Source organism: Pseudomonadota bacterium (genome assembly GCA_013285445.1).
Taxonomy (GTDB): domain Bacteria; phylum Pseudomonadota; class Gammaproteobacteria; order Xanthomonadales; family Wenzhouxiangellaceae; genus Wenzhouxiangella.
Window position 1 is genome coordinate 2,441,144 of the sequence record CP053448.1, and the last position, 24,659, is coordinate 2,465,802.

Below are 24,659 nucleotides of genomic sequence, written 5' to 3' on the forward strand. Positions count from 1 at the left end.
CATTATTTCGCATTCTGCCCTGTTTGGCAAAGGTCGGAAGCCGATCAAGCACATCCCGGGAGGCCGAAATCCAGCGACAGGGAGCGGATATCCACGCCTTGCGAGCCGTCAGGCAGCACCTCGGCGACGCGAATCGGCGCGTCGCCGACCTCCGGGCGCAGGCGCGCCAGATCCATCTCCGCGCCCAGCCGATAGTCCTTGCCATCAAACTCGATCAGGCGGACGAGGGGAAGCAGTCCGCGGCCCTCCCGCGCCTGCAGGACGACCGCCAGATCACCGGAGGTAAGCTGCACCAGAGTGCCCGGCGTGACCCAGCCAAGAAACTGTGTAAAAGCCTCGACGAACGGGCCATCGAACTGGCGGTCACGCTCCTTCCACAGGATGCCCAGCGCCTCGTGGTGCGAGCGCGCCGGATCGTAGACGCGATGCGATGTGATCGCATCGTAGGCATCGACAATTGATACCACACGCGCCAGAGGCGGGATCTGGCGGCGATCCAGGCCCTTGGGATAACCCTTGCCGTCCGGTCGTTCATGGTGGCAGAGCACGGCTTCGCTGACCTCATCCGGCAACCCGCCTTCTTCGCGCAGCATCCGGAAACCGAATTCGGCATGCAGCTTGATGTGCTCGAATTCCTGCTCGGTCAGTTGTCCCGGCTTGTTGAGCACCTCCTGACTGACCTGCATCTTGCCGAGATCGTGCAGCAGACCGGCCAGTCCGGCCTGTTCGACCTTGCGGCGATCCCAGTCCAGCGCGTGAGCCAGACCGATGCTGAGTATGGAGACATTGACGCAGTGCTGCGCGGTGTAATCGTCGCGCCGCTTGATCCGGGTCAGCCAGACCAGCGCGGCCATATGGCTCTCCAGCACCTCGGCGAGCTCACCGACGACACGGCTGGCCGAATCCAGGTCCAGCGCACCCTGTTGCCGGAACTGCTCGGCCAGGCGGTGCACGTGCTGGTCCAGCGTGTCGTACACTCCGATACTGACCGACAGCGTTTCGCGATTGATTTCGCCCTGGGACAGGGGCTTGAATGAAGGCAGGATGTCGGAACGGCGGCGGGCACCATCATTGATGGGTGGAAGGCGCTTTTCGGGAATGAATTTGTTCGGGCTGCGCACATGCGAAATGACGACCCAGGCGCAGTTGTCGATCATCCACTGGCGCTTTTCCAGATTGTCGATCAGAACGCCCTGGAGCGGAAAGCGGGTTTCGCTCCACGGCACATCGAGGCGAATCACGAAATGCCCGACCTGCAGGTCGCTCGGATCAATTCGGCTCTCGAAACTCCATCGCGAGTAGCCATGTTCCATCAAAAAGCCCCCGGCACCCTTTATGCTGCTCGAAGCATAGTAGTACCTCAGGCTGGCTCAGGTCCAGTCACGGCGATCAATCCAGCGCCGCGACCAGCAGCGTCTTGACGTTAACACCGTCATAACCGTCGGGCAGCACCGACTCGACGTGCAAAACGGGATTGCCTGATGCATCGCGCAGCGCCGCCATATCAATCCGCTCGCCGGTGCGATATCCGGCCGGGCCTGGATAGAGCTTGCGGACAACAGGATAAAAACCGTGCACGATGTTGGTTTCCTCGACCACGGCCAGTTCGCCGTCCGACAACCGCACAAGGGTACCGGGCGCAACCCAGCCCATGAACTGGATAAAGGTTTCGACCATGCGCTGGTCGAACTTCTCGACCCGTCCGCGCCATAGCACGCCCAGGGCGTCATGGTGCGAACGTGCCGGTCGATACGGGCGCTCAGAGGTCACCGCGTCATAAACGTCGACAATGGTGACCAGCCGCGAGACCTCGTCGATTTCCTCCTGCCTCTTGCCGTCCGGATAACCGCGTCCGTCGCTGCGCTCATGGTGTTCAAGCGCGGCCAGCGCGACGACCGGGTCCATGTCATGATGTTCTCGCAGCAGACTGTAGCCGCGGCGCGTGTGGGCCTTGATATTCCGGTACTCGTCCGCCGTCAGCAGGTCCGGCTTTGCCAGTATTGCCGGATCGACTTCGACATTGCCGACATCATGCAGCAGCGCGGCCATACCGGCCTGCTCGATGCGGTCCGGTGACCACTCCAGCGCATGCGCCAGCCCCAGCGCCAGGATGGCGCAGTTCACGGAGTGCTGGGCGGTGTAGTCGTCTCTATCCTTGATCCGGGTCAGCCAAACCATGGCCGCCAGGTTCTGGTGGAGATATCCCGACAACTCGTTGACCACCCGCTCGGCCGTCTTGATTTCCAGGCCTCCATGCTCCCGGATCTGCCTGAACAGCTTGCGCGCCTGCCGGTCGAGCAGCCCGTAGGCCTTCAGAGCCGTACCAATGCTGTCCTGATCGAGCCGCTGTCCTTTCAGCGCGTTGATTGGAAGACTGGGGGCTCCGGGCTGTCGCGCACGGCCACCGGACGGTGCGCCTTCAGGCGAAGGCGCTCGCTGCTGTCGCAACCGCTCGTCATCCTGCTCGCTGTCGATCACCACCCACTCGCAGTGATCCTCGAACCAGTCTCGAGTCTCCTCGCTGTCGATTCTCACGCCCTGCAAGGGGAATGGTGTCTCGATCCAGGGAATATCCAGGCGAACGACGAAATTGCCGATTTCGAGGTCGGCCGGATGGACGATCATCTCCCGGGACCAGATCGATTCGGCCGCTGATTGCTGCTCGATCGCCATGTTCACTTTCGCCAATTCGCCAATGAAATGGTCTCCTGTCCCGGCCCGGCGCGCTGCAGCAAGTGACACCAGCGCGCACAATGTGACGCAAATTGTCAGGTGGATACCCGACAATCCGCGTCACGACTCTTTCGCTCGATCCCGGCGCATCCGGCTACGCCAGAGTCACGTGGTCATTTTCGCCCAGGTGCTGAACCTGCCGGTACGGACCTCATGCCCTATTCATGCAGGAATCATTCCGTCGCGTGCTGTGGATTGACAGCCATCGAACCGGTGGTCCTTGATCTGATCGCCCCGCTTCACCAGCGCTACTGCCACCATACATCCCGACCCGGACCGACTTGACTTTATATTAGCGGTCTCTTATATTTTACCTATCCACCAGAAGACAAGGACTCCTGCCATGAACATCGATCGCATCATGTTTGCCTTCGCCGGATTCATGATCCTGCTCAGCCTCACGCTCTCGCAGCTGCACAGCTCGTACTGGCTGATCCTGACCGCCTTTATCGGACTCAACATGTTCCAGGCAGCCTTCACCGGGTTCTGCCCGATGGCGAAACTTCTGAAGTCGCTGGGCAAGCAACCAGGCCAGGCCTTCAAGTGATGCGCACCGCAGCGGGACGACTACTGACAACTGTCCTGCTGAGCGGCAGCATTGCCGTGGCAGAACCGGCTCCGGAGTGGGTTGGCGAAGCCCGCACTGGCGCCGGTGCCTTGGGCAGCCAACTCCAACAGGCGCTGCGTGCTGCCATCCGGGAAGGCGGCCCCGTCACCGGCATCGAGGTCTGCAAGATCCAGGCGCCTGAAATCGCCAGGAGTGTTTCTGGACCACGCATGGACGTTGGCCGCACCTCGCTGAAGGTACGCAACCCCGATAACGCGCCCGATGCATGGGAAGCTCGCACCCTCAAGGACTTCGAACGCCGCCTGGCCGAAGGGGAATCCCCCGGCGAGATCGAGACCTTCGTCATCCGCGACGACGGCGAGCGCCGCTACGGTCACTGGATGAAGGCCATCCCGACGCAGGGCCTGTGCACTGCCTGCCACGGCACCGACATTGCCCCCGAAGTCGCCGAGGCCATCGACGCGGCTTACCCCGCAGATCAGGCCCGCGGCTACGAGGTGGGCAACTTGCGCGGCGCCTTCAGCGTCGAAGTGAACCTCGACTGACAATCTACTGAAACAGGCTGCCGGAAACGTCCCCGGCAGCCGGAGTTTCGGCCTGAAGGCAATGCGCCGCCAACAGGCGATTGCGCGCAACTATTGCTCGAACCGATCCGAGAACAGGCCGTCGGAAGCGGGTTGAACGACAGTCATCCCGAGCCCGGCCTGCCGGACCCGCTCCCCGTCGTTGCCCTCGATCAACAGCAGGTAGTCTCCTGGTGGAGTCTGGCCGGCATCGATACTGACCGTAAAGCCCTGAACGCCGCCGGCCGGCGGGGTTACGCTCGCCGCTGAAAGCTGGCATTCGATCGATGCCGCGCTCTCGAAGCACAGCAGGGACACGGGTTGGCTGTAGCCATTGACCGACTCAACGCTGCAATTGACCTGGGCCGTGCCGCCTTCCGGAACCTCGACGTCGTTCCCGCCGCCACAGCCAAGCAGGAAATCGGGTTGGTCGGCCAGCACGAAAAGCGCCGTCGCGTCGACATCGCCCGCCGCGTTCAGGGTGCAGACTGCCCCCTGGCCGGCACAGGCACCCTCCCAGCCGATGAACTCGCCACCCGACCCGGATGCGACCGTAGCGGTAAGCACGACCTCCGCGTCCAGAGTGAACAAGGCAGAACAAGTGTCGTTGGTGCCCGCACCGCACCAGATGCCGCCGGGACTGGACTGAACCCGACCGAGTGCGGCATCGTCAACGGACACGGTAATGCGAGCATTGTCCGACAGCTCGTAGGCACCGCGATCGCATTGCGCGCTTGTATCCTCATCGCCATCAGCCGGCCTGACAGCACCCCGCTGATCGATCAGCAAGGGCTCACCACCCGGCCGATCCAGACAGGCCGGGTCACCGGCGTCCACGATCCAGTTGAACGAAGCCGGCGCATGGGTCGGCGTCGGCCCTCCATTGTCGGTGAGAGTGGCCAGCTGGACATTCGTATTGTCGTCGCTGGCCTCCGGGGCAAAGCCACACTCGGAATCACCCGCCATCGCGTTGTAACCCGCCGAATCCACAGACCCATGACAATTGGCCGACTTGGGTACACAAATCGCGGGTAGGGGCGGCTGCGGCTGGCTGCAGGATTCCTGCGCCGTATTGGAGCTGACGATGCTGTTATACAGGGTTGCCGATGCATTGCTGTCGAGGTAGAGCCCACCGCCCAGACCGTCGTTCGAATCACCCGGGCGGGCCTGGTTGAATGCAATGGTGCTGTTGTTGATCGCCAGCGCCGTCTGCTGCACCAGGCCGATGCCGCCGCCCGAGATTTCGGCCACGTTACCGGAAATCGTGCTGTTGCCGATACTGGCCAGCAACACGTTGTTGAGCCAGGCCGCACCGCCCCCGCCCAGGGCATGATTGTCATACAGGCTGGACTGTCGGATGCTCAGCGCGGGCAATGCAGTGGCATGAACACCGGCCGCGAAGATGCCGCCCCCGGTCTGCGCCTGATTGCCGAACACTTCGCTTCCTTCCAGCTTCAGCGTCGTCAGCCCACTTTCGGGCACGAAGGCGACGGCCCCGCCCTGCCCGGCCGTGTTGTCGTGAACCCGCACACCCTCGAGCACCAGGTCGCCGTTGGTATCGTCGCTGGCGCTGTAAATGGCGCCGCCCCGTCCGTCGGTCGCGCCGTTGCTCAGCGCCACATTCTCGAGGTGCAGCACACCGGATTGATGCAGGAGCAAACCGCCGTCGGTGCCGAGGCCGTCGGTATCGGTCGGCACCAGGTTCTGGCCAAGCAAATGCATGTTCTCTATGCGAACGAAGCTCGCGGGATTGCCAATGCGCATCAAACGGTCGGCATCGGCACTGGCAAATGATGCAAGCACCACAGGCAGCTCCCCGTTATCACCGGGAAGACCGACCAGGTTCATGCCGCGGCTGATCTTGATGCTTCCGTAAAGCTCAGCGTCGTCGCCGCTCGTCCGGGTAAGCGTGTAGGAGATCGGCGAATACGGGACCTTGACAGTGAACGTCCGACCGGTCGCCGCAGCCAGGGCGTTCGCTTCCATCACCGCGGCGCGAAGGGAGCAGTCATCGCTGCCGGAGGAGCTTTCACACCTGCCGTCGCCGGGCAATCCATCCCAGCCATCGATGCTTCGGTTGACCGTAAGATTGACGACCCTGGCACTTGCTACTGCGGTATCGTTGCTGGAATTGTAGTCTCGGGCGGTCACGCTGAAGGCCGCGACATCAATGGCAGTTCCCACTTGGTCCTGCGGAATGCCGAAAGCGATCTGGCACTCACTCGGAGTGGTATGACTCACCCACACTACCCCCTCAACCAGGCCAGGCATCGTTTCCGTCAACGAACAATGGCCACCCGTTACTGAATGAAGCAACATTGGTTCGCTGATCTCTACCGATACCATGGTGAGAAGTGGCTCGCTACTGGTTCCAAGATTCTCGACATCGAGGAACACGTTGAATTCTTCACCACTTTCCGGCAACTCGGATGCAGCCACCGAAACCGACATATCCGGCGCTTCCAGGATCTCCACGGGAATGGATACCTCGTTGTTGCCGGGGTTGAGGTCAGTATCACAATCGGCACAATCTCCAACAGCATGCAGACTGATCACGCCAGCAAAACCGGAATCGGTGCGTGCGGTGATGGTGCAGTTGCGCGCGTGCGGCTGCGGATCCTCCGGAATGTTGAACCACCTGAAGAAGTGCTCACCACCCTGTGAGGCGTCGACGATTGCCCCCGCGTCGCACTCGTAGTCAACGAGGGAAATCCGGCCTCCATGAAAGATACGAAGATCCAGCGGTGTCCCGTTGTACTGAGAGTCGTAGCCCACGTCGATAGTGAACTGCTGCAGTGGATCGAGTTCAGTCGCACTGACGCTCATCTGGACACTCACATCGGGGCGGAGCTTACCCAGTACGGCGTTATCAAAGAAGAAGTTTGCGTCTTGACTGGATGACCCTGTTTTTGAATGCAAGGCGACTGCAATCCTGGTTACGTCCGAGGGAACTATCGCAGTGCCGTAAGCGGCGCCCCAGCCAAAAGGCTCGAACAACAACGCACTGGCGAACGAGTCACCGATTGTCGGCGGCGCATCACCTTCTGGGCAGGATTTGCCGGTTACATCCAGCAGCAGCATGCGAGCCGACGAGTTAGCGGGGTTGCCTAGATTGCCATGGATGTCGAGCGCCATCGCATATGCCCGGTTTGCCTCCACATCCACACACTGCCATGCACTGGAAACCTGGCGATCTCCCGATGCTATCGGCGTGACGAATGCCTTCAAGCAACCTGTGGGGTTGGGCGTGTTGCAGGAAGAGTCGAATGAAGAACTCCCCCAGAGAGGCACATCGAGCAATGTCCAGCTGGAGGATGCCTCGAAATCGCCGTTAAGAATCAGGTTGGAGTGAATCGGTTGCGCAGTGGCAGTGGCCACCAAGGGCGACGCGCCTCCAAGCAACGCCAGGGCAATGGCACAACGAAAAAGGCATCGTTTCGCGTATTGCATGATCGATCTCTCAGTGTTTAGAACTTCCATTGATGCGTCGTGCAACGGGACGAGCTGCAGACGCAATTTCAAGGTAGGCGGTCCACCGTGTATTCCACGCTGCAGCCGTAGAAACGCAGCAGGGTTCCTCCCGAGTAGCCGCCCGTATCGATGCGAACGCGCAACCACAGATGATCCGATGGCTCGATGGTGGCCGGCGCAGCGATCGTGTCGTCGAAATTGCTGTACATGCCGCCGGAAAGACCGGATGTCGACAGGCTCACTGAGGCCATGACCTGTCCTGATGTGCTCTGGGCTGCGCGACGCATCAAATAGGCGATGCCTGAGAGATCTTCGACGGTCGTGCTGTCGTAGTACTCGCAGCTCATGCGCGTAACGGTCGCCCCTGCGGGCAGGTTGATCGAAGCGACGGCGTCGGCGCCATAGGCCGTATCACCTGGATTGCTCAGATTGCCGCCCATGTACAGATAGCCCCCGGCTTCGCTCGTGCCCAGATGGTCGTCATCGGTCACGGTATCGGTCTGAAAGAAGGCCGAGCCCGCGACATTCACCCAGTACGTGCGAGCCGAACGCAGGCGGATTTCGCCGGCCAGTGCGATGTTGCCGCGCACGTCCAGCGCGGCCTCGGGCAGGGATGTGCCGACACCGACTCGATCGTTGGCGGCATCGATGGTCAGCGTCCCGCCGTCGAAGACCTGGTCCCCGGAGAGAGTGGCTGCCGTGCCGTCGATCTTGGCCGGGTTGATCTGTGCGTCGTTGGCGACCTCGTAGTCGTGGATGGCGCCGCGGGCGATGAAGGATGCATCGACGCCGCGAGGCATCAGGGAGATCACGCTTTCGGTCACATCGATCGGCGGCGTTCCCGTATAGGCAGACACCTCGAGGGCGCCGCACACCCATTCGCCGCTCCCGGCACGCTTGGCGATCTCGCCGTCGGCGCAGCCCTGCGGCAGGCGAAACGGACTGTCGATGGAAAGCGTCGTGCCGGCAAGCACCAGGCCCGCGCCCGCCACGGTGGCATCGGTCAGGGACTGGACGGACAGCGGTGCGGCGGCGAGCCGCTGTCGCGGTGTCAAAACCTGCCCGTCCACGCTCACCTGCAACCACAGGCCGTCCGCATAGGGCTGCTCGCCGAAATCCAGCTCGACCTGGAACAGGCCCTGCTGCACGGAAACACCATTGATGGTGATCGGCGCGCCGACCGCCGTGCCGCCGGCTTCGGCATCGAACAGCTCGAAGACCATGTCCACGCTGCCGTCGAAGGCCTGCCCGCCGGCATCGAGCCGGCCCTGATAGGTGAGGGCGGTGCTGGCCAAGGTGGATACGCCCGGATGGAGCACGAACACGGCGAGAATGATGGACGTGATGGCACGTGGCATGTCAGCCCCCCTGTTGCTGTTCAAAGCGATCGCCGAACAGGCGGTCGGCCAGGTCTTCGAGGCTGAACGCCCAGAAGCCGCCGGTGAGCTTCCACTGCCCGCCGCTCATCTCGCGGGCAGGGCTGGCATCGGCCTGGCCGATCGTGCCGGACAGCTCGAAGCTACCGCCGGACGAATGCATGACGCCGCCGGCATCGATGCTGTACCAGTCGATGGAAAAGGACTGGACTTCTCCGGCCCGAACCGGTGAGGCAAGGCAAGCGAAAAGCACGATCGCCGGCAGGCTGGTCTTGCGGACAGCGTTTCTGTTCATCGATGGACTCCCCGTCGTGGATACTCAGGCCGCCCTGGGAAGCACGTTCCGTGCCAAGCGGGGAGATTGCGTAAATTCGGGGCCTGGCAGACCAGCCTGAGAAACTGGCTGTGCCATTGCAGAGACAGGATTCCCGAAGGCAGGACAGCGAGGGTGCGAAAGCCGCGGGCCTGGAGTATGCTTTCGACCGGGACAATCTGAAAAATCACTTCATGCAGCAAGCGGTCTTGTGCATGACGCTCGAGCCGGGAACCCGCCGCTTCGTCATCGAGGGAGACGAGTGCACGATCGGCACCGGGAGCGACTGCGATATCGTCATCGAGGAAATCTCGGTGTCTCGCCGACATGCCCGAATCAAACGCGAGAATCAGGGTTGGCTTCTGGAGGACCTCGACTCCACCAACGGCACCCGGATCAACGACTGCCGAATCGAGAAGTCCGCATCATTCGAACCCGGTGACCGGCTGCAGTTCGGCAACGTTCGTGCCGAACTCCGGCTCGAAGACGCCGCCGAATTCGAGGTGGCCGCCGGTCAGCCGGATGCCCCCGCCGCCGGGCCCGTTCGTCGCCTGGACGAGGTTCCTCCGACGCTGGCCAGCGACCGGCTGGCACAGTTCTTCATTGCCCAGCTGCCCGAGCTGATCGCCAGGCTGCGCGCCCTGCCGGTCGATACGCATGCTGCCTGTATCGTCGACTGTCTGCCGAAAGTGATCACCGGACGCTGGCGCCTGTCGCGCGAGGACTCGATCATCGCCGAGTCCGGACTGGCCGCTGCCGACCCGCAGGCCCGCCAGCGGCACTGCGATGGCCCCTGGTGTCTCGAGCTGGCCAGTACGGGCAAGGTGGCACAATCCGCCTTCGACGCGGTGGCCGACTTCGCACTGAACCTGGTGCAGCTGACCGCCCAGAGTGGGCGCCGTGCGCTCGGCAGACCGGGTGCGGGCAACAGGCCCTCGCCCCCTTCCCCGCCGGCGCCGCCGACCGGTCACGCCGGGCTGAAATCACTCTACGAGCAGGCCGCTCGCGTGGCCGACGGCGACATCAACGTGCTCATCGAAGGCGCCTCGGGCACCGGCAAGGAACTGTTCGCCCGTTATCTGCATGCTGCCGGCGGGTCGGAGCGACCGCTGGTCACGCTCAACTGCGCCAGCCTGCCCGCCGACCTGCTCGACGCCGAACTGTTCGGCATCGAGAAAGGCGTGGCCACCGGGGTGGACGAGCGCCCCGGCAAGTTCGAGCAGGCGCACGGCGGGGTGCTGTTTCTCGACGAGATCGGCGACATGGCGCCGGCCACGCAAGCACGCATCCTGCGGGTATTGCAGGAGCGCGTGGTCTATCGCATCGGCGGCAGTCAGCCTCGTCCGGCCGACGTGCGGGTCGTTTCGGCGACCAACCACGACATGAACGAGCTGGTCGAACAGGGCCGCTTCCGGCTCGACCTCTATCACCGCGTCGCCGACTGGCAGCTCCGGCTGCCCACGCTGGCCGAACGCCGCATGGACATCGCCAATCTCGCCGCCCATTTCCTCAAGCGCGCCTGCCAGTCGCGGGGTATCGGCTTCGGCGGCATCTCCAGGGCTGCGCTGGAACGCCTGCAGGCCTATCCCTGGCCCGGCAACGTGCGCGAACTCGAACGCGAAATGAAGCGCTGTGCCCTGTTCATCGAGGACGGCGAGGCGCTGCGCTCGGACCATCTTCAGGATCGCATCCGATTGGCGCAAGCACAGACCGGATTCGACTCGGAGGCGACCCTCAAGACCGCGCTGGAACGCGCGGAGCGCCTGGCCATCCGGCAGGCGATCGACAGTCAGGGCGGCAATATCAGCCGGGCGGCAAAGCAGCTCGACGTCGGCCGCTCGACCCTGTATCGGCGCATCCGGGAACTGGATATCGATGTCGACTGACAGTCGATCAGACCTGCTCGACTGGGAAACCGGCATCCCGCTGGCCAGCGGCGGCTCGGCCGAGGTGGTTCGTGCCTGGTGCCCGACGCTGGGCTGCGACATTGCAGTCAAGTACCTCAGGGCCGAGGAGCCCGGCGCCATCGCCCGGCTGGTTCGCGAGGCCGAAACCCAGAAGGGCCTCGAGCATCCGCACATTCTGCGCGTGCACCAGACCGGCGTGCATCTGGGCCGGCACTACATCGCCATGGACCTGGTCGAGGGCCAGCCCATCGACCGGGCCCTCGAACCCGCCGACCAGGACACCCGCCTGGACCTGTTCGAGCAGGTGCTCGACGCCGTGGCGCTGGCGCACCGGGTCGGGGTGACCCACCGCGATCTCAAGCCGGCCAACATCCTGGTCGAGCGCACCGACCACGGCCTGCATGCCTGGGTGATGGACTTCGGGTTGGCCCGGCAGGCCGAAGACGCCACCCTGACGGTGACAGGCCACGCCGTCGGCACGCCCGGCTACATGGCGCCGGAACAGGCGCGCGGAGAAAAGCACGTCGACGCTCGCGCCGACGTCTTCGCCCTGGGGGTCATTCTCTATCGCCTGCTGACCGGCAAACTGCCGTTCGAAGGCGACACGCCGATGGCCATGATGCTGCAGGCCGCATCCGGCGACATCGTCCCGATCTCGGGCCTGAGACGCCAGCTGCCCGAGGGCCTGGTGCGCATCGTCGCGCGCTGCCTGGAGTATCGCCCGAGCGACCGTTATGCCGATGCCGGCGAGCTGCTGGCCGATGTGCGTGCGTTCCGCAACGGCCAGGCCCTGCGTGCCCGGCGCGTCGGGCGGCTCTACGGCCTCAGGCGATGGACCAGGCGCAACCCGATGCTGGCAACAGCCGGCATGGCGGTCGCACTGCTGGTCGCGATCAGTACGGCCGCCGTGGTCTGGAACTGGCAACGCAGCGCCACCGAACTTGCCACCGCCCGCACCCTGATCGCCAGCGCCGAGCGCGTCAGAGGCGACTGGCACATCGACCAGATGCGTCCGCCACACGACCAGTCCGGGGCTCGCGAAGCGGCACTGGAAACGCTGCAACACCTGGACGAGGAAACGCGCCGGATCGGACGACAAGCAAGCGCCGAGGTTCATGCAGCGATGGCCGATCTGCACTACGCACTCGGTAACCACGCGGCCGCCCTGGAACTGGCCCGGGGCGCCTGGCAGGCGGGCCTGCGTGATAGTACCGTGGCCAGCCGGGCAGCCCGTGCACTGCTTCGACAGCACAGCGAGCAGCGAATCCAGCGCAGCCTGTCGGTTGACCCGGAGCTGCTGCCCGAGCTGCACGAGCAGGCGAAAGCCGAGCTGCTGAAGCAGCTGGCACCCTACCGGGGTCATCTGCCTGCGGAAACCGAGCGCCTGGTCTCCGCCAGCCTGGGCGAAGACACTGATGAAACCCTGACGTGGATGGCGGCAATCGAGCCGGTTACCCCCGATGACTGGGACACGCTGCTGATCCTGGCCCAGCATCAGACCGCCGAGGCGGCCCTGGATCTGATGCGCGATCAGGATCGGGCCACTGCGCGCATCGACCGCATCGACCAGGCGCTGGCTTCGCTTGGCGAAACCGCACGTTCCAGCGCCGGCGTTCACCTGGCACGCTGCCAACTGGCCGCCGTCGAGGCCAACCCGCTCAACACGGCATATGACCCGGAGGCTGAGAGCGGCATCGATCGTATCGAGCACTGTCGCATCGGGCTCGAAATCCGCCGCGACGACCCCGATCTGCTGGCCGCCAGGGCTTACTGGCTCTGGCAGACAGCCAAGCGCAACCTCAGAGCGCGCAAGGGCTACGTGGATCTACTCGACGAGGCCATCGACCTGGCGGGACGAGCACTCGAGCAAGCGCCCGACAACCACGCGGCCCGCCTGTCCCTGGGCACCGCGCTACAGCTCAAGGGCCGCTGGGCCATGAGCAATGGACAGCCGGAATCCGGCTACCTCCAGCGAGCGCGCAAAATTCTGCGGCAGGCGCACGAGCGCTTTCCCGGCAGCGTGAACATCATCAACAACCTGGCGCTGGCCTGGAGCCACACCGCCACATCGCGCCACGCCAACGGCGACTTCGACGGCGGCGAGGCGGCGAACGAAGAAGCCATCCGCTGGATGCAACGTGCCGCCGAACTCCGGCCGGATGACCGCCGCCTGGTCCACAACGCAATGGCCATGGAAACATTCCTGCTCTACGATCGGCAGAAACGCGGGCGCCATGAAATGGCAGATCACCACCGGCTGGACGCGGGCCTGGAGTCGCTGATCGAGCGCTATCCCGACTACGCCACGCCATACAACACACTGGCACTGCTGTGGTGGGGGCTGGCCGAGTTCCAGCAGCGAGCCGGAGAAAACCCGAACCCCGCCCTCAACCGGGCCGAGAATGCCTTGCGGCGCCTGCTCGCACTGGAACCCGACCACGAGAGCGGACAGATCAACCTGGCCGGCGTACTTCGCCACCGCTACTCGTTCAACACCCCCGCCCAATCCGACGGTCTGGAGGCCGCTGCCGACGAGGCACTGTCGATCTACCGTCGGCTCGAGCGACCCGACGCCGAACAGCGCGAATTCGGCTGCCTGATTGCAGAAGTGTTGACCGCCCGGGCAGCTCGACGGCCACCCGGCCAGCGACTGACCATGCTGGCCGAGGCCGAAAGACTCAGCCGGGTCGGAGACAACATCGACTGGATGCGGCTTGAATGCCTCGCCGCGCGAGCCAGGCTGGCCCTGGTCATGACCGAGTCCACCGGCACCGGCGATCAGCTTGAAAGCATCTGGAACGAGATCTCGTCAACCATGACCACGGACACGCCAGACGACGCGGCCCTGATGCATGCCGCCGCCGAGCTGGCCGCGGCACTCGGCAGAACCGGGTTTGCCATCGACTGGGCCGCCCGCGCCGCCAGCCAGAACCCGCAGTACGCGGTCGCGCAACCAGCCGGCTGACATCCCGCTCGGCCCGCGCCCTGACATCAGCTGGCACGCCCTTCCCGTTCAGGCTAAAATAGGCGGCTGCCTCGCCAGCCTTCCGGAGTTGGCTGGCGGGAGCGACCGCGGCCCGGATCCACGACGACTGCCGGGCGTGTCAACCAACAAGTCAAACCCCGCCGATTCTTCGGGGGATCGGCGCACATGCCTGCGACCGCACCGGCGCGGGCCCTGGAGGACTGTCAATGAATTTGTTTGAAACCATCCACACGACCGAGCACGAGCAGGTCATTTTCTGCCACAACAAGGACGCCGGCCTCAAGGCCATCATCGCCATTCACAACACCACGCTCGGCCCGGCACTGGGTGGCATGCGCATGTGGCCTTACGCAACCGAGCAGGAAGCGCTCGACGATGTGCTGCGTCTGTCGCGCGGCATGACCTACAAGGCGTCCGTCGCCGGCCTCAACCTCGGCGGCGGCAAATCGGTCATCATCGGCGACCCGCGCAAGGACAAGTCCGAGGCGCTGTTTCGGGCGGTAGGCCGATTCATCGACTCGCTGCACGGCCGCTACATCACTGCCGAGGACGTCGGCATCGACGTCAACGACATGGAATACGTCTTCCAGGAAACCGACAATGTCGTTGGTGTCCACCAGGTTCACGGCGGTTCCGGCGACCCTTCGCCATTCACTGCCTTCGGCACCCTGCAGGGCATTCGCGCCAGCCTTCAGCGCAAGTTCGGCGACGAGGAGATCGGCAGCTACAGCTACGCTGTGCAGGGCGTTGGCCATGTCGGCATGGAACTGGTCAAACTGCTTAGAAACGAAGGTTCCAGGGTCTTTGTGACCGACATCAATGAAGACGCCGTGCAGGCAGCCGTTGATCTGGGCTGCGAGGCCGTCGGCACCGATGAAATCTACGACGTCGACGCAGACGTCTATTCCCCGACCGCCCTGGGCGCAACCGTCAATGAGCAGACGATTCCGCGCTTCAAGTTCAAGATCGTCTGCGGCGCCGCCAACAATCAGCTCGCCACCGAGGAATGCGGCGATGAGCTTGAACGCCGCGGCATCATTTATGCACCGGACTACGCCGTCAACGCTGGCGGCCTGATGAACGTGTCGATCGAGTTCGAGGGCTATAATCGCGAGCGCGCCAAGCGCATGACCCGCGCGATCTACTACAATGTCTCGAAGATCTTCCAGATCGCCGAGCGCGACGGTATTCCGACCTGGAAGGCGGCCGATCGCATGGCCGAGGAACGCATCGCCATGGTCGGCAAGCTCAAGCTGCCCTTCATGGGACGCGCTCACCGTTTCCCGGGCCGCGAGCGCGGAAACCACTGACGAAAACGGTTGACGGTTTACGGGTTCCGGTTTCCGGGCGGGCGTCGATCAGCGCAGTCGCGGCAGCATGCCCCGCCGGCGTCCCAAGGCTTTCGAGCTGCTTCCAAAACCACCGAAGCCTCCCCGTAAACCGTAAACCGGAAACCCTGATATGAAACTTTCCCAAGACATCGAGCTGCTCAGAGACAGCGTTCGCCGCTTCGCCGAGGAAGCGATCGCTCCGCGCGCGGAGGAAATTGACCGGTCCAACGAGTTTCCACAGGAACTCTGGACGGCGCTGGGACAGATGGGCCTGCTGGGCATCACCGTTCCCGAGCAATACGGCGGTTCGGACATGGGCTACCTGGCCCACCTGGTGGCGATGGAGGAGATCTCGCGCGCTTCCGGCTCGATCGGTCTGTCCTACGGTGCACATTCCAACCTGTGCCTCGACAACCTCTGCCGCAACGGCAGCGAGACCCAGCGCCAGAAATACGTACCAAGGCTCGTTGCCGGAGAGTGGGTCGGAGCACTGGCCATGTCCGAGCCGGGCGCCGGCTCCGACGTCGTCGGCTCAATGAGCTGTCGGGCGGAAAAGCAGGGCGATGTCTGGGTCGCCAATGGCTCGAAGATGTGGATCACCAATGGACCGGAATGCGACGTAGCGCTGGTCTACATGCGCACCGCCGGCCGGGACGCCGGCAGCAAGTGCATGACCGCCTTCCTGGTCGAGAAGGATTTCGGCGGTTTCACCAAGGCCCAGAAGCTCGACAAGTTCGGTATGCGCGGCTCCAACACCTGCGAGCTGGTCTTCGACAACTGCGAGATCCCCGACGAAAACGTGCTCGGAGAGGTCAACGAAGGCGTGAAGATCCTGATGTCGGGCCTGAACTCCGAGCGCCTGGTGCTCTCCGGCGGCCCCATCGGCATCATGCAGGCGGCCATGGACAACGTGCTGCCCTACATCCGCGAGCGCAAGCAGTTCGGCCGCACCCTGTCGGACTTCGGGCTGATGCAGGCCAAGATCGGGGACATGTACACCGCGCTGCAGTCTTCACGGGGCTTTGCCTACCAGGTGGCCTCCGACTATGATCACGGCGACAAATCGCGCATCGACGCCGCTGCCTGCCTCCTGCATGCCTCGACCAGCGCCGTGAAAGTCGCGCTCGAGGCCATTCAGGCCCTGGGCGGCAACGGCTACATCAACGAGTACCCAACCGGCCGTTTGCTCCGGGACGCCAAACTCTACGACATCGGCGCCGGCACCAACGAAATCCGGCGCATGCTCATTGGAAGAGAATTGGCGGCAGGACGCACCTGATCGACGGCACCGTAGGTCGGGGTCGCATCCCCGACGGACGACTATATGTGATCAGATCCTCTACGTCGTCCGTCGGGGACGCGGCCCCGACCTACGCGGACACAACTCTTTTCCGGTGGCGACTGTGACCCCTCCACCCTGGATCCTCGGTTAACCTGTCATCTCATTCGTCCGTCGGGGACGCGGCCCCGACCTGCGCGGACACAACTCTTTTCCGGTGGCGACTGTGACCCCTCCACCCTGGATCCTCGGTTAACCTGTCATCTCATTCGTCCGTCGGGGACGCGGCCCCGACCTGCGCGGACACAACTCTTTTCCGGTGGCGACTGTGACCCCTCCACCCTGGATCCTCGGTTAACCTGTCATCTCATTCGTCCGTCGGGGACACGGCCCCGACCTGCGCGGACACAACTCTTTTCCGGTGGCGACTGTGACCCCTCCACCCTGGATCCTCGGTTAACCTGTCATCTCAGTCACGCTTGCGGACCTGAATCATGACCGTCGAAATCGCGCTGGTCTTCATCATCATCGGCATCGCGCTGTATCTGTTCGCCAGCGAGAAGTTTCCGCTCGACGTCACCGCCTTCCTGATCCTGGTATCCGTCACCGCGATTCCGCTGCTGTTTCACTCCGAATGGCTGCTCGATCGCGGTATTGACCTGCAGTCGGCGTTTCCGACCGTGCGCGAGGGCCTGTCCGGCCTGTCCTCCCCGGCCACCGTCACGGTGCTGGCGATGTTCATCCTGTCGGCCGGCGTGCAGCGCTCGGGGCTGATCCACCGCCTGGGCATGCTGTTGGCACCGTGGATGAATGGCCCCGAATGGCGCCAGATCACCATCATCGCTCTGCTCGTCGGCCCGGTCTCGGGCCTGATCAACAACACCGCGGCGGTCGCGGTGGCCATCCCGCTGGTGCTCGACATGGCCAAGCGCTCGAACTCGCAAGCCGCCCGCCTGCTGCTGCCGCTGAGTTTCCTGGCCATGATGGGCGGCACGCTGACGCTGATCGGGACCTCGACCAACCTGCTCGCCTCCTCGCTGCTGGCCGACTCGGAAGCCTTCGGCCGCGAGATCGGCCTGTTCGAGTTCACCCATCTGGGCCTGGTCGTGCTCGCCACCGGGCTGATCTATTTCCTGCTCGTCGGCCGCTGGCTCATGCCAGCCCGGGATCTCGTCCAGGTCCACGACAGTGAAGAAGAAAAGTTCGTCTTCGAAGTACAGATCCAGTCCGGCAGCTCGCTGCTCGGCAAGAGCATCAGCGAGGCGGACTTCGACGAGCAGACCGGCACCGAAGCCGTCCGCCTGGTGCGCGGCGACCAATCACATATCAAGCGGGCCGCGACCACGCGCCTGAAGGTCGGCGATATCCTGCAGCTGCGCGGGAACCGCCGCCAGGTGGCCGATCTGATCAAGTCCGGGGAGGTCGAAGTGCTATCAGAGTTCGGGCAGTCGCGACGCGTGCGCGCCGACGGCCATCTGGCGCGACTACTGCTGCGCAATGATCGCGTGTTCAAGGACACGCCGGCAGCGCAAGTCGATTTCTGGCGCCGCTACCAGGCCCGCCTGGTCGGCCCGGAAGTCGAGACGGTCCAGTCCCGGCGCCTGGCCGACGAGCCGCTGATGGTCGGCGAGATCGTGCTGGTCCAGCTTTCATCCACCGCACTGGACCGCCTGCGCCGCCATCCCGACGTGGTCGTGCTCGACAGCTTCGAGGACGAATTCGACGTCCGGCGCATGTGGTCGGCCGGACTGGTCGTCGCCGGTGTCGTTCTGGCCGCGGCACTTACGCCGCTGCCGATCGTCCTGACCGCGCTGATCGGCGTGGTCGCCATGTTCTTCTGCGGCTGCCTGGCGCGCGAGGATCTCTATTCCGGCGTTTCATGGAACGTCATCTTCCTGCTCGCCGGCGTGATTCCGCTGGGTATCGCCATGACCAAGTCGGGCGCGGCCGAGTGGCTGGCCACGGGCATCGCCGGTGGCGCCAGCGACTGGCACCCCCTGCTGGTGCTCATGGCGCTGTACCTGCTCACCACAGTGCTGACCGAGATGGTGAGCAACAACGCCTCGGTGGTGATCCTGGTGCCGGTCGGCATCAGCATCGCCGAGCAGCTTGGCCTGCCGGTCTTTCCGGTCGTTCTGACCGTGATGTTCGCCGCCTCGACCAGCTTCCTGTCACCGGTCGGCTACCAGACCAACACCATGATCTACGGCACCGGCCTGTACCGGTTCACGGATTTCGCCAAGGTCGGCGCACCGCTGAACCTGGTGCTGATGGTCGTTACCAGCGCGACCATCTACCAGATGTGGATGTAAGGGACCCGGGCGCATGCCGTGGTCCGTGGTCCGTGGTCCGTGGTCCGTGGTCCGTGGTCCGTGGTTCATGGTCCGTTATCGCGGCGAAGCCGCCCCGCAACCATCCGACGCGCCGCCGGAACACCGAACACCGAACCCGTCTTGGCATTGTTTTCCTGAAACCTGTAACCTGAAACCCAGCCCCCAACCCGCCACGCCCCACCCCGGGGCTCTCCCGGGCTTCTAGCGAAACGCATCCCGAAAAATCAGGTCGGGATCGACGATTTCACCCTGCTCGTTGCGCCCGTCGAGCTGGCGCAACCAGGCCAGCAGGTCGGCGCGGTCGCCGGCATCGAGCGACTGCACGGCCCGATGGGGCTGAGCCAATACAAGATCGTCAGGGGTCGAGACAACGATCTCGTCGAGAGCCAGCGATTGCCAGCTTGAGGCGCTCACTCGCTCGACCACCACCGTGTTGGACGCCCCGGGATCGAGGGGCACATCCTCGAACCTGAGCGGCTGCCACTCAAAGTGCGTGGCCTGCTGCACAAACGACTGCTCCGCGACCGTTGATCCGTTGACTCGCAGCCGCCAGGTGCCGCCGCTGCCTGGCAGGTGACGCAGCTCGATTGCGCCGATTCCCCCGCTGCCGCCATCGACCGAGTTGAAGGTCGCGCTCGCTCCGTCGCTGCCAAACGCCACCAGCGCGCCGTGCGAGGAGCTGTCCCAGTTGATGTCGATCCAGTCGGGAATGCTCGCGCCTGCGGCAAGCGAGGCGTCCTCGGCCTGGTAGGTGGTGCCGCCGGCAATCATGAAAACGTCCTCAAGCGTCGGCGCCGAGCCGTCATGAAAATACGGCGCCCCGTTCCACACCCCCAGCAGGGTCGGCGTGTCGATGCCGGTCAGCGGCTGACCCAGGCGCATACCCGACGAGGTCCTCAAAGTGCCAACGTCATGCAGCGTGACCGCGCCCAGGGAGCTGTCGGTGAAGCCGGCGACGGGATCATGGCAGCTGCTGCATGCAAGCGAATCGAATACATCCCGCCCGGCCTGTGCCTGCGCCGTCAGTTGACCGTTGGCCTGACGATAAGGGCTGCGCGGCAGCGACTGGTAGCGCAGCGAAGTCACGTAGGCGGCCAGCTCGTCGAGCGCCGCGCTGCGCCCGCCGTTGGGGGTGCCCAGCGAGGGATGGGGCGACTGGCCGTCGGGCAGGAAGCCATTGCCGTCGAACTCGTTGACGATATCCAGAACGAAATCCTGGATTTCGTCGAAATTGCCGGTCCAGTGCACGTTGCCCTGCCCGGTGCCCGCGCGCCCGCGCAGGTCGGTGGTGTTGCGAAGTCCCTCCCCGCGCTGGGTGAAGTCCCACACCCGACCGTCGTGGCGACCGTCGATGTGGCAGCTGGCGCAGGACATATAGCCCTCGAAGCTCATCTCGTTGTCGCCCTCGGGATGATTGCCGGCGAAGAAGAAGACCGCCTTGCCGGCGCGCACATCGGCTGGCAGCGTTTCGCTGGCTGCCGTGGCGTGGCGATCCGACGGGAACTGACGACTGCCGTCGGCCAGGAAGGCGCTCACGTCGATGCGCGAGACATCGCGACTGAGGAAGTTCTGCACCCAAAGCGTTTCGGCCACGGAATCGAAGGCCAGGCCTCGCGGCGCCGAACCGCTGCCCAGGCGCGCCCGGGACGACCGGCCGCCGCCGGCCTGGATGGCGAGGTCGTCGAAAATCATCACGAAGTCATTGCCCTGCATGGCGCCAAAGACATAGTCGCCGCGCGGGCTGAACACCAGTGCCGAGGGAGAATCGGCGTTGTCGGCGTCGATGCGGCCGTTGGAGAAACCCGACACGCCCGGCTCCGCCGGTGGTCCCGAATCCGGGGCCAGCTCGACGCGCCCCAGCATCGGACGCACGGTCGAATCGTGCGCCAGCGGCAGATTCAGGCCGGTGTCCTGATCGAAAAACTCGCCGCGGTTGGTATCGGTCTTGATGCCCGTGTACCAAAGCCAGTCCCCGTGCGGATCGATCGTCAGCCCGGCGATGTAGTTCGGCACCCCGGGGCCGAGCGACCCGCCCCCGCTCAGACCGCCGCGGCCGCGATCGCGCCACAGGGGCAGCGTCCGTTCCAGGCTCATGGCGGCGGCATCCACCTGCCAGATCTCGCCGTAATGAGTTCCGGACAGGAAGCGGGCCACGTAGACCCGCGATCCGTCGCCGCTGACCGCGAGCGCCCCGGCCGTGGGGCCGAGCTCGAGCTGGCCGGTCAGGTTGCGGCTGGCCCGCTCGTAACGCAACAGTTGGCCGTTGCCCGGATCGGACGTTCCGCCGGCATGCGTGGCCACGAACACGCTGCTGTCATCGGGTGAGAGGGCGACACCGTGGGGGGCGCTGCCGTAATCGAGCTCGATGCGCTCGAGCACGCTGCCATTGGCATCGAGAACGACGATCGCATCGGCATCGCGAAGCGTGACCCAGACCTCGCCATCGGCGGCGACCGCCACGTTCCAGGGCACCACCTCGGCGGGCTCGGCACCGTCGGCCAGGTTGATTTCGGCCAGGCGCTCACCGCTGTCGGCGTCCATCCGGGCCACCGTCGCGTGATCGGGGTTGGCGACCCAGACCACCCGTCGGCTCTCGTCCACGGCCAGGGTCGATGAATGCGTCGGCAGCGGTCCGGCGGGCAGCGGCGCCACGGTGACCGTGCGCGTCTCGGTCACCACTGAAACCGAGCCGTCGGGGCGCAGATCGCGCACCTGCACCTTGGCCTCGAAATGGCCGGCTTCCTGATACGTATGGGCGACGCTGGTCGAAGAAGACCAGGCGGTCGTCGGCGTGCCGTCTCCGAAGCCGAAGCGGTATTCCAGCGGATCACTATCGGCATCGCTGGCGACCGCATCGATGGTGACGCTCTGACCCGGCTCGATCGGCGACGGCGAGACGTTCAAGCTGTCGATCGCGGGGGCCTGGTTGCCGCCGCCGACGCTGCTGCCGGTCGAAAAGGTAAACGAATAGGCCGACATGCCGTTGCCGGCCGCGTCCTTGATGCCGTCTTCGGTCAGCACGACCTCGTAGGTGGTATCGGGCTCCAGGTAGGCATACGGCGTCAGGGTCAGAATGCTGTCGTGCGAAAACGACACCCAGGCATCCACCTGCGCACCGCCGACCGGCCGCAGGATGATTGTCTCGCCGTTGATGATGGTGAACGACTCGAGCGTCTCGGCGATCACCAGGCTGACCGGCGCGCCCAGGGGATAATGGGTCTGCCCCGGGCGCGGAACGTGATAACCGACATAGGGCCCGCGCGTGTCCGGAGCCGCCTGGTGACACCACACGCCGACCCCGTCCCGCCCGGCGAAGCTGTAGGCCCCCGTGACCAGCAGATTGCCCAGGGGCTTGGCGTACTGACTGACGTCGAGCGGGCCGCTCACGCTGCCCGGAGGGCGATTGTCGCCGACCTCGTCGAGCTCGAGCACCGGAGTCAGCGTCTCCATGTTGATCTTGTGCCGGCGCGTGAATGCGAACTCGTCCTGAACCTGCACGTAGGGCACGTTGGTGCCGGCATCGAGCGCCGGGTTGCCGTCGAGGTTCATGGTGGCCACCAGCTCCAGGTTGGTCGGATCGGCGTAGTCGACCACGTAGAACAGATTGCGCGGGTTGCCGCCGGCGAGCAGCAGGTAGTTTTCCCAGACCGTGCCGATGTAGGCACCAAAAGTGCCCGAGAGTTTGTCGAGAAACTGCGGCGGTCCCGGCGGCGAGTCGAATACCGGGCCGATGTCGTAGGCGACCACCCCCAGCATCGAGGCATCGGAGACCATGAACAGATAGTTGCCGATCAGGATGGCGTTGCCGGCCACGCCGTGATCGGCCAGCGGCTCCCACTCGGCCAGCAGCTCGTCACCACGCCAGAGGCGGCCCTGCCCGGGGTTCTCGCCGTACTGGATCCAGTTGAACGGCATGGCCCATGGATAATAGAGCCGGTGCAGTTCCCCGCCCGCCGGGCCAGGCTGGTTCTGAGGCGTGAAACCAGCCGTGATTTCGCCCGGTGCCGATGGCGACATCAGCTCGTTGGCCAGGTTCCCGGGGCCATCGCGACGCACCCGGCAACCCCAGGCTCCGCAGACATAGTCCCCCAGCTTGGTGTGGGCGTGGGTTCCGTGGTCGGTCGGCACGCTGGCGCTGGACTCGTCGTAGACGGCCAGCGAGGTCGGGTCGTCCACGTCGGTGAAGCGCCACCAGCGCGGCGATCCGCCGCCGACATTGCTGCTCAGGATGACGCCATTGTGGTAGACGATGTTGGCCACCCGCCCCAGCCCGACCTGCCGGTACAGAAGCTGGCCCGGCGTACAGGCATGGTCGGTCGGAAACCCGGGCTCGACCGGCGGCACTTGCGCCACGCCGGCGCGCCACAGCGACAGGGCCAGCACGCCAGACAGCGCAGCAATCCAAATCTTGTTCACGGGGCCGGTTCTCCCTCGTACAGCGCGTTGCCCCTTGAGCATTCGAACCAATCCTAGCCGCTGACACCCGGCAAGACCAGACCGCTCGGGCGGTGAATCTTGCCGTCAGCGCGTTTGCCTCGATGACTGCCGGCTCCGGCTTGTCCTCGCAACCGGCCGGCCCAACCTGCGATAATAGCTGGCTCGATTTCCCAACCCACGGATTTGATCCATGACCGATTCCATTGTCATCATTGCCGCCCGACGGACCGCCATCGGCTCCTTTCAGGGTCAGTTCGCCCCGGTCAAGTCACCTCAGCTCGGCGCGGCCGCCATACGGGCCGCCGTGACGGACGCGGGGGTTGAAGCTGAAGACGTTTCAGAAGTCCTGATGGGCTGCGTGCTCCCGGCCGGCGTTGGCCAAGCCCCGGCCCGCCAGGCCGCGCTGGGCGCAGGCCTGCCCGTGTCAACCGGCTGCACCACCATCAACAAGGTCTGCGGCTCGGGCATGAAGGCCGTCATGCAGGGACACGATGCCCTGCTGGCCGGCTCGGCGAACATTGTCATTGCCGGCGGCATGGAGTCGATGACCAACGCGCCCTACATGTCCGAACGCGGGTTGCGCATGGGCCACGCCAAATTCCTCGATCATATGTTCTTCGACGGCCTGCAGAATCCCTACGACGGCCAGATGATGGGCCAGTTCGGCGAGAAATGCGTGGCGCGCTACGGCTTTACCCGGGACGAGCAGGATGCATTCGCCCGCGTCTCGATCGAGCGCGCGATGGCCGCGATGGACGGTGGCGCCTTTGCCGGCGAAATCACTCCCGTGACGGTGGCGACGCGCAAGGTCGAGCGTGAAATCAGCAGCGATGAAGAACCCCCGCGCTGCAATACCGACAAGCTGCCGCAGCTGCGCCCGGCCTTCGACCGCGATGGCACGATCACTGCCGCCAGCTCGTCAAAGATTTCCGACGGCGCCGCCGCGCTGATGCTGATGCGTTCAGGCGAAGCCGAGTCCCGCGGCAGAGTGCCTCTGGCGCGGATCGTGGCTCACGCCACCCACTCGCAGGAACCCGAATGGTTTACGACCGCCCCGGTCGGCGCCATTTCCAGCGTGCTCGACAAGGCCGGCTGGCAGGCTGCCGATGTCGACCTGTTCGAGATCAATGAAGCATTCGCGGCCGTCACCATGGCGGCGATGAAGGAGCTGAACCTGCCGCACGAGAAGGTCAACGTCAACGGCGGCGCCTGCGCGCTGGGTCATCCGATTGGCGCCAGCGGCGCACGCATCCTGGTCACGCTGATCCACGCGCTGAAGCATCGCGGCGGTCGACGTGGCGTTGCCAGCCTGTGCATTGGCGGCGGCGAGGCCACGGCGATCGCGGTCGAGCTCGTCTGAAC

At 64.6% G+C, this 24,659-nt stretch carries 14 protein-coding genes; 8 read left to right on the forward strand and 6 right to left on the reverse strand.

The genetic code is table 11. The features are described from left to right. Nucleotides 1-44: 44 nt before the first annotated feature. Both HND55_10990 and HND55_10995 read right to left on the reverse strand, forming a co-directional pair. Complete coding sequence (locus tag HND55_10990) at nt 45-1,313, reverse strand: HD-GYP domain-containing protein (protein ID QKK03124.1); 1,269 nt, start codon at nt 1,311-1,313, stop codon at nt 45-47. A gap of 76 nt (nt 1,314-1,389) precedes the next feature. Then, complete coding sequence (locus HND55_10995; GenBank protein QKK03125.1) at nt 1,390-2,679, reverse strand: HD-GYP domain-containing protein; 1,290 nt, start codon at nt 2,677-2,679, stop codon at nt 1,390-1,392. A 397-nt stretch (nt 2,680-3,076) separates the two neighbouring features. On the opposite strand from HND55_10995, the gene HND55_11000 reads away from it, so the two are divergent. Next, on the forward strand, nt 3,077-3,280 hold the full coding sequence (locus HND55_11000; protein QKK03126.1) for a DUF2892 domain-containing protein: 204 nt from the start codon (nt 3,077-3,079) through the stop codon (nt 3,278-3,280). Beyond that, nucleotides 3,277-3,846 (forward strand): DUF3365 domain-containing protein, encoded by a 570-nt coding sequence (locus HND55_11005; protein ID QKK03127.1) that lies wholly within the window; start codon nt 3,277-3,279, stop codon nt 3,844-3,846. Before HND55_11000 ends, HND55_11005 begins: the two co-directional genes overlap by 4 nt. Before the next feature lie 90 nt (nt 3,847-3,936). Here the strand turns inward: HND55_11005 and HND55_11010 are convergent, their stop codons facing one another. Genes HND55_11010 through HND55_11020 form a run of 3 tightly spaced genes read right to left on the reverse strand, consistent with a single transcriptional unit; the run spans nt 3,937 to nt 9,006 of the window. Next, nucleotides 3,937-7,386 carry a hypothetical protein gene (locus HND55_11010; GenBank protein ID QKK03128.1) on the reverse strand — a complete coding sequence of 1,150 codons (3,450 nt, stop codon included), beginning with the start codon at nt 7,384-7,386 and terminating at the stop codon, nt 3,937-3,939. Beyond that, nucleotides 7,383-8,693 carry a hypothetical protein gene (locus tag HND55_11015; GenBank protein ID QKK03129.1) on the reverse strand — a complete coding sequence of 437 codons (1,311 nt, stop codon included), beginning with the start codon at nt 8,691-8,693 and terminating at the stop codon, nt 7,383-7,385. The genes HND55_11010 and HND55_11015 overlap by 4 nt, the downstream gene beginning before the upstream one ends. A gap of 1 nt (nt 8,694) precedes the next feature. Continuing rightward, on the reverse strand, nt 8,695-9,006 hold the full coding sequence (locus tag HND55_11020; protein ID QKK03130.1) for a hypothetical protein: 312 nt from the start codon (nt 9,004-9,006) through the stop codon (nt 8,695-8,697). 212 nt (nt 9,007-9,218) lie between these two features. Here HND55_11020 and HND55_11025 point away from each other — a divergent pair, with 212 nt between their 5' ends. From HND55_11025 to HND55_11045, 5 genes are all read left to right on the forward strand, one after another. After that, nucleotides 9,219-10,910: a sigma 54-interacting transcriptional regulator gene (locus tag HND55_11025; GenBank protein ID QKK03131.1), complete on the forward strand. Its 1,692-nt coding sequence runs from the start codon at nt 9,219-9,221 to the stop codon at nt 10,908-10,910. Continuing rightward, on the forward strand, nt 10,900-13,896 hold the full coding sequence (locus HND55_11030) for a protein kinase (GenBank protein QKK03132.1): 2,997 nt from the start codon (nt 10,900-10,902) through the stop codon (nt 13,894-13,896). The genes HND55_11025 and HND55_11030 overlap by 11 nt, the downstream gene beginning before the upstream one ends. A 227-nt stretch (nt 13,897-14,123) precedes the next feature. Beyond that, the gene (locus HND55_11035; protein ID QKK03133.1) at nt 14,124-15,227 is read left to right on the forward strand and encodes a Glu/Leu/Phe/Val dehydrogenase; all 1,104 of its coding nucleotides are present in this window, start codon (nt 14,124-14,126) and stop codon (nt 15,225-15,227) included. Nucleotides 15,228-15,378: 151 nt separating this feature from the next. Further along, complete coding sequence (locus HND55_11040; GenBank protein QKK03134.1) at nt 15,379-16,527, forward strand: isovaleryl-CoA dehydrogenase; 1,149 nt, start codon at nt 15,379-15,381, stop codon at nt 16,525-16,527. A 494-nt stretch (nt 16,528-17,021) separates the two neighbouring features. Next, the gene (locus HND55_11045; GenBank protein ID QKK03135.1) at nt 17,022-18,839 is read left to right on the forward strand and encodes an SLC13 family permease; all 1,818 of its coding nucleotides are present in this window, start codon (nt 17,022-17,024) and stop codon (nt 18,837-18,839) included. Nucleotides 18,840-19,061: 222 nt separating this feature from the next. Here the strand turns inward: HND55_11045 and HND55_11050 are convergent, their stop codons facing one another. Next, nucleotides 19,062-23,276, reverse strand: coding sequence for a PKD domain-containing protein (locus HND55_11050; GenBank protein ID QKK03136.1), 4,215 nt, complete (start codon nt 23,274-23,276; stop codon nt 19,062-19,064). Between the two features lie 211 nt (nt 23,277-23,487). Between HND55_11050 and HND55_11055 the strand changes: the two genes are divergently transcribed. Next, nucleotides 23,488-24,657, forward strand: coding sequence for an acetyl-CoA C-acyltransferase (locus HND55_11055; GenBank protein QKK03137.1), 1,170 nt, complete (start codon nt 23,488-23,490; stop codon nt 24,655-24,657). Nucleotides 24,658-24,659: the final 2 nt, after the last annotated feature.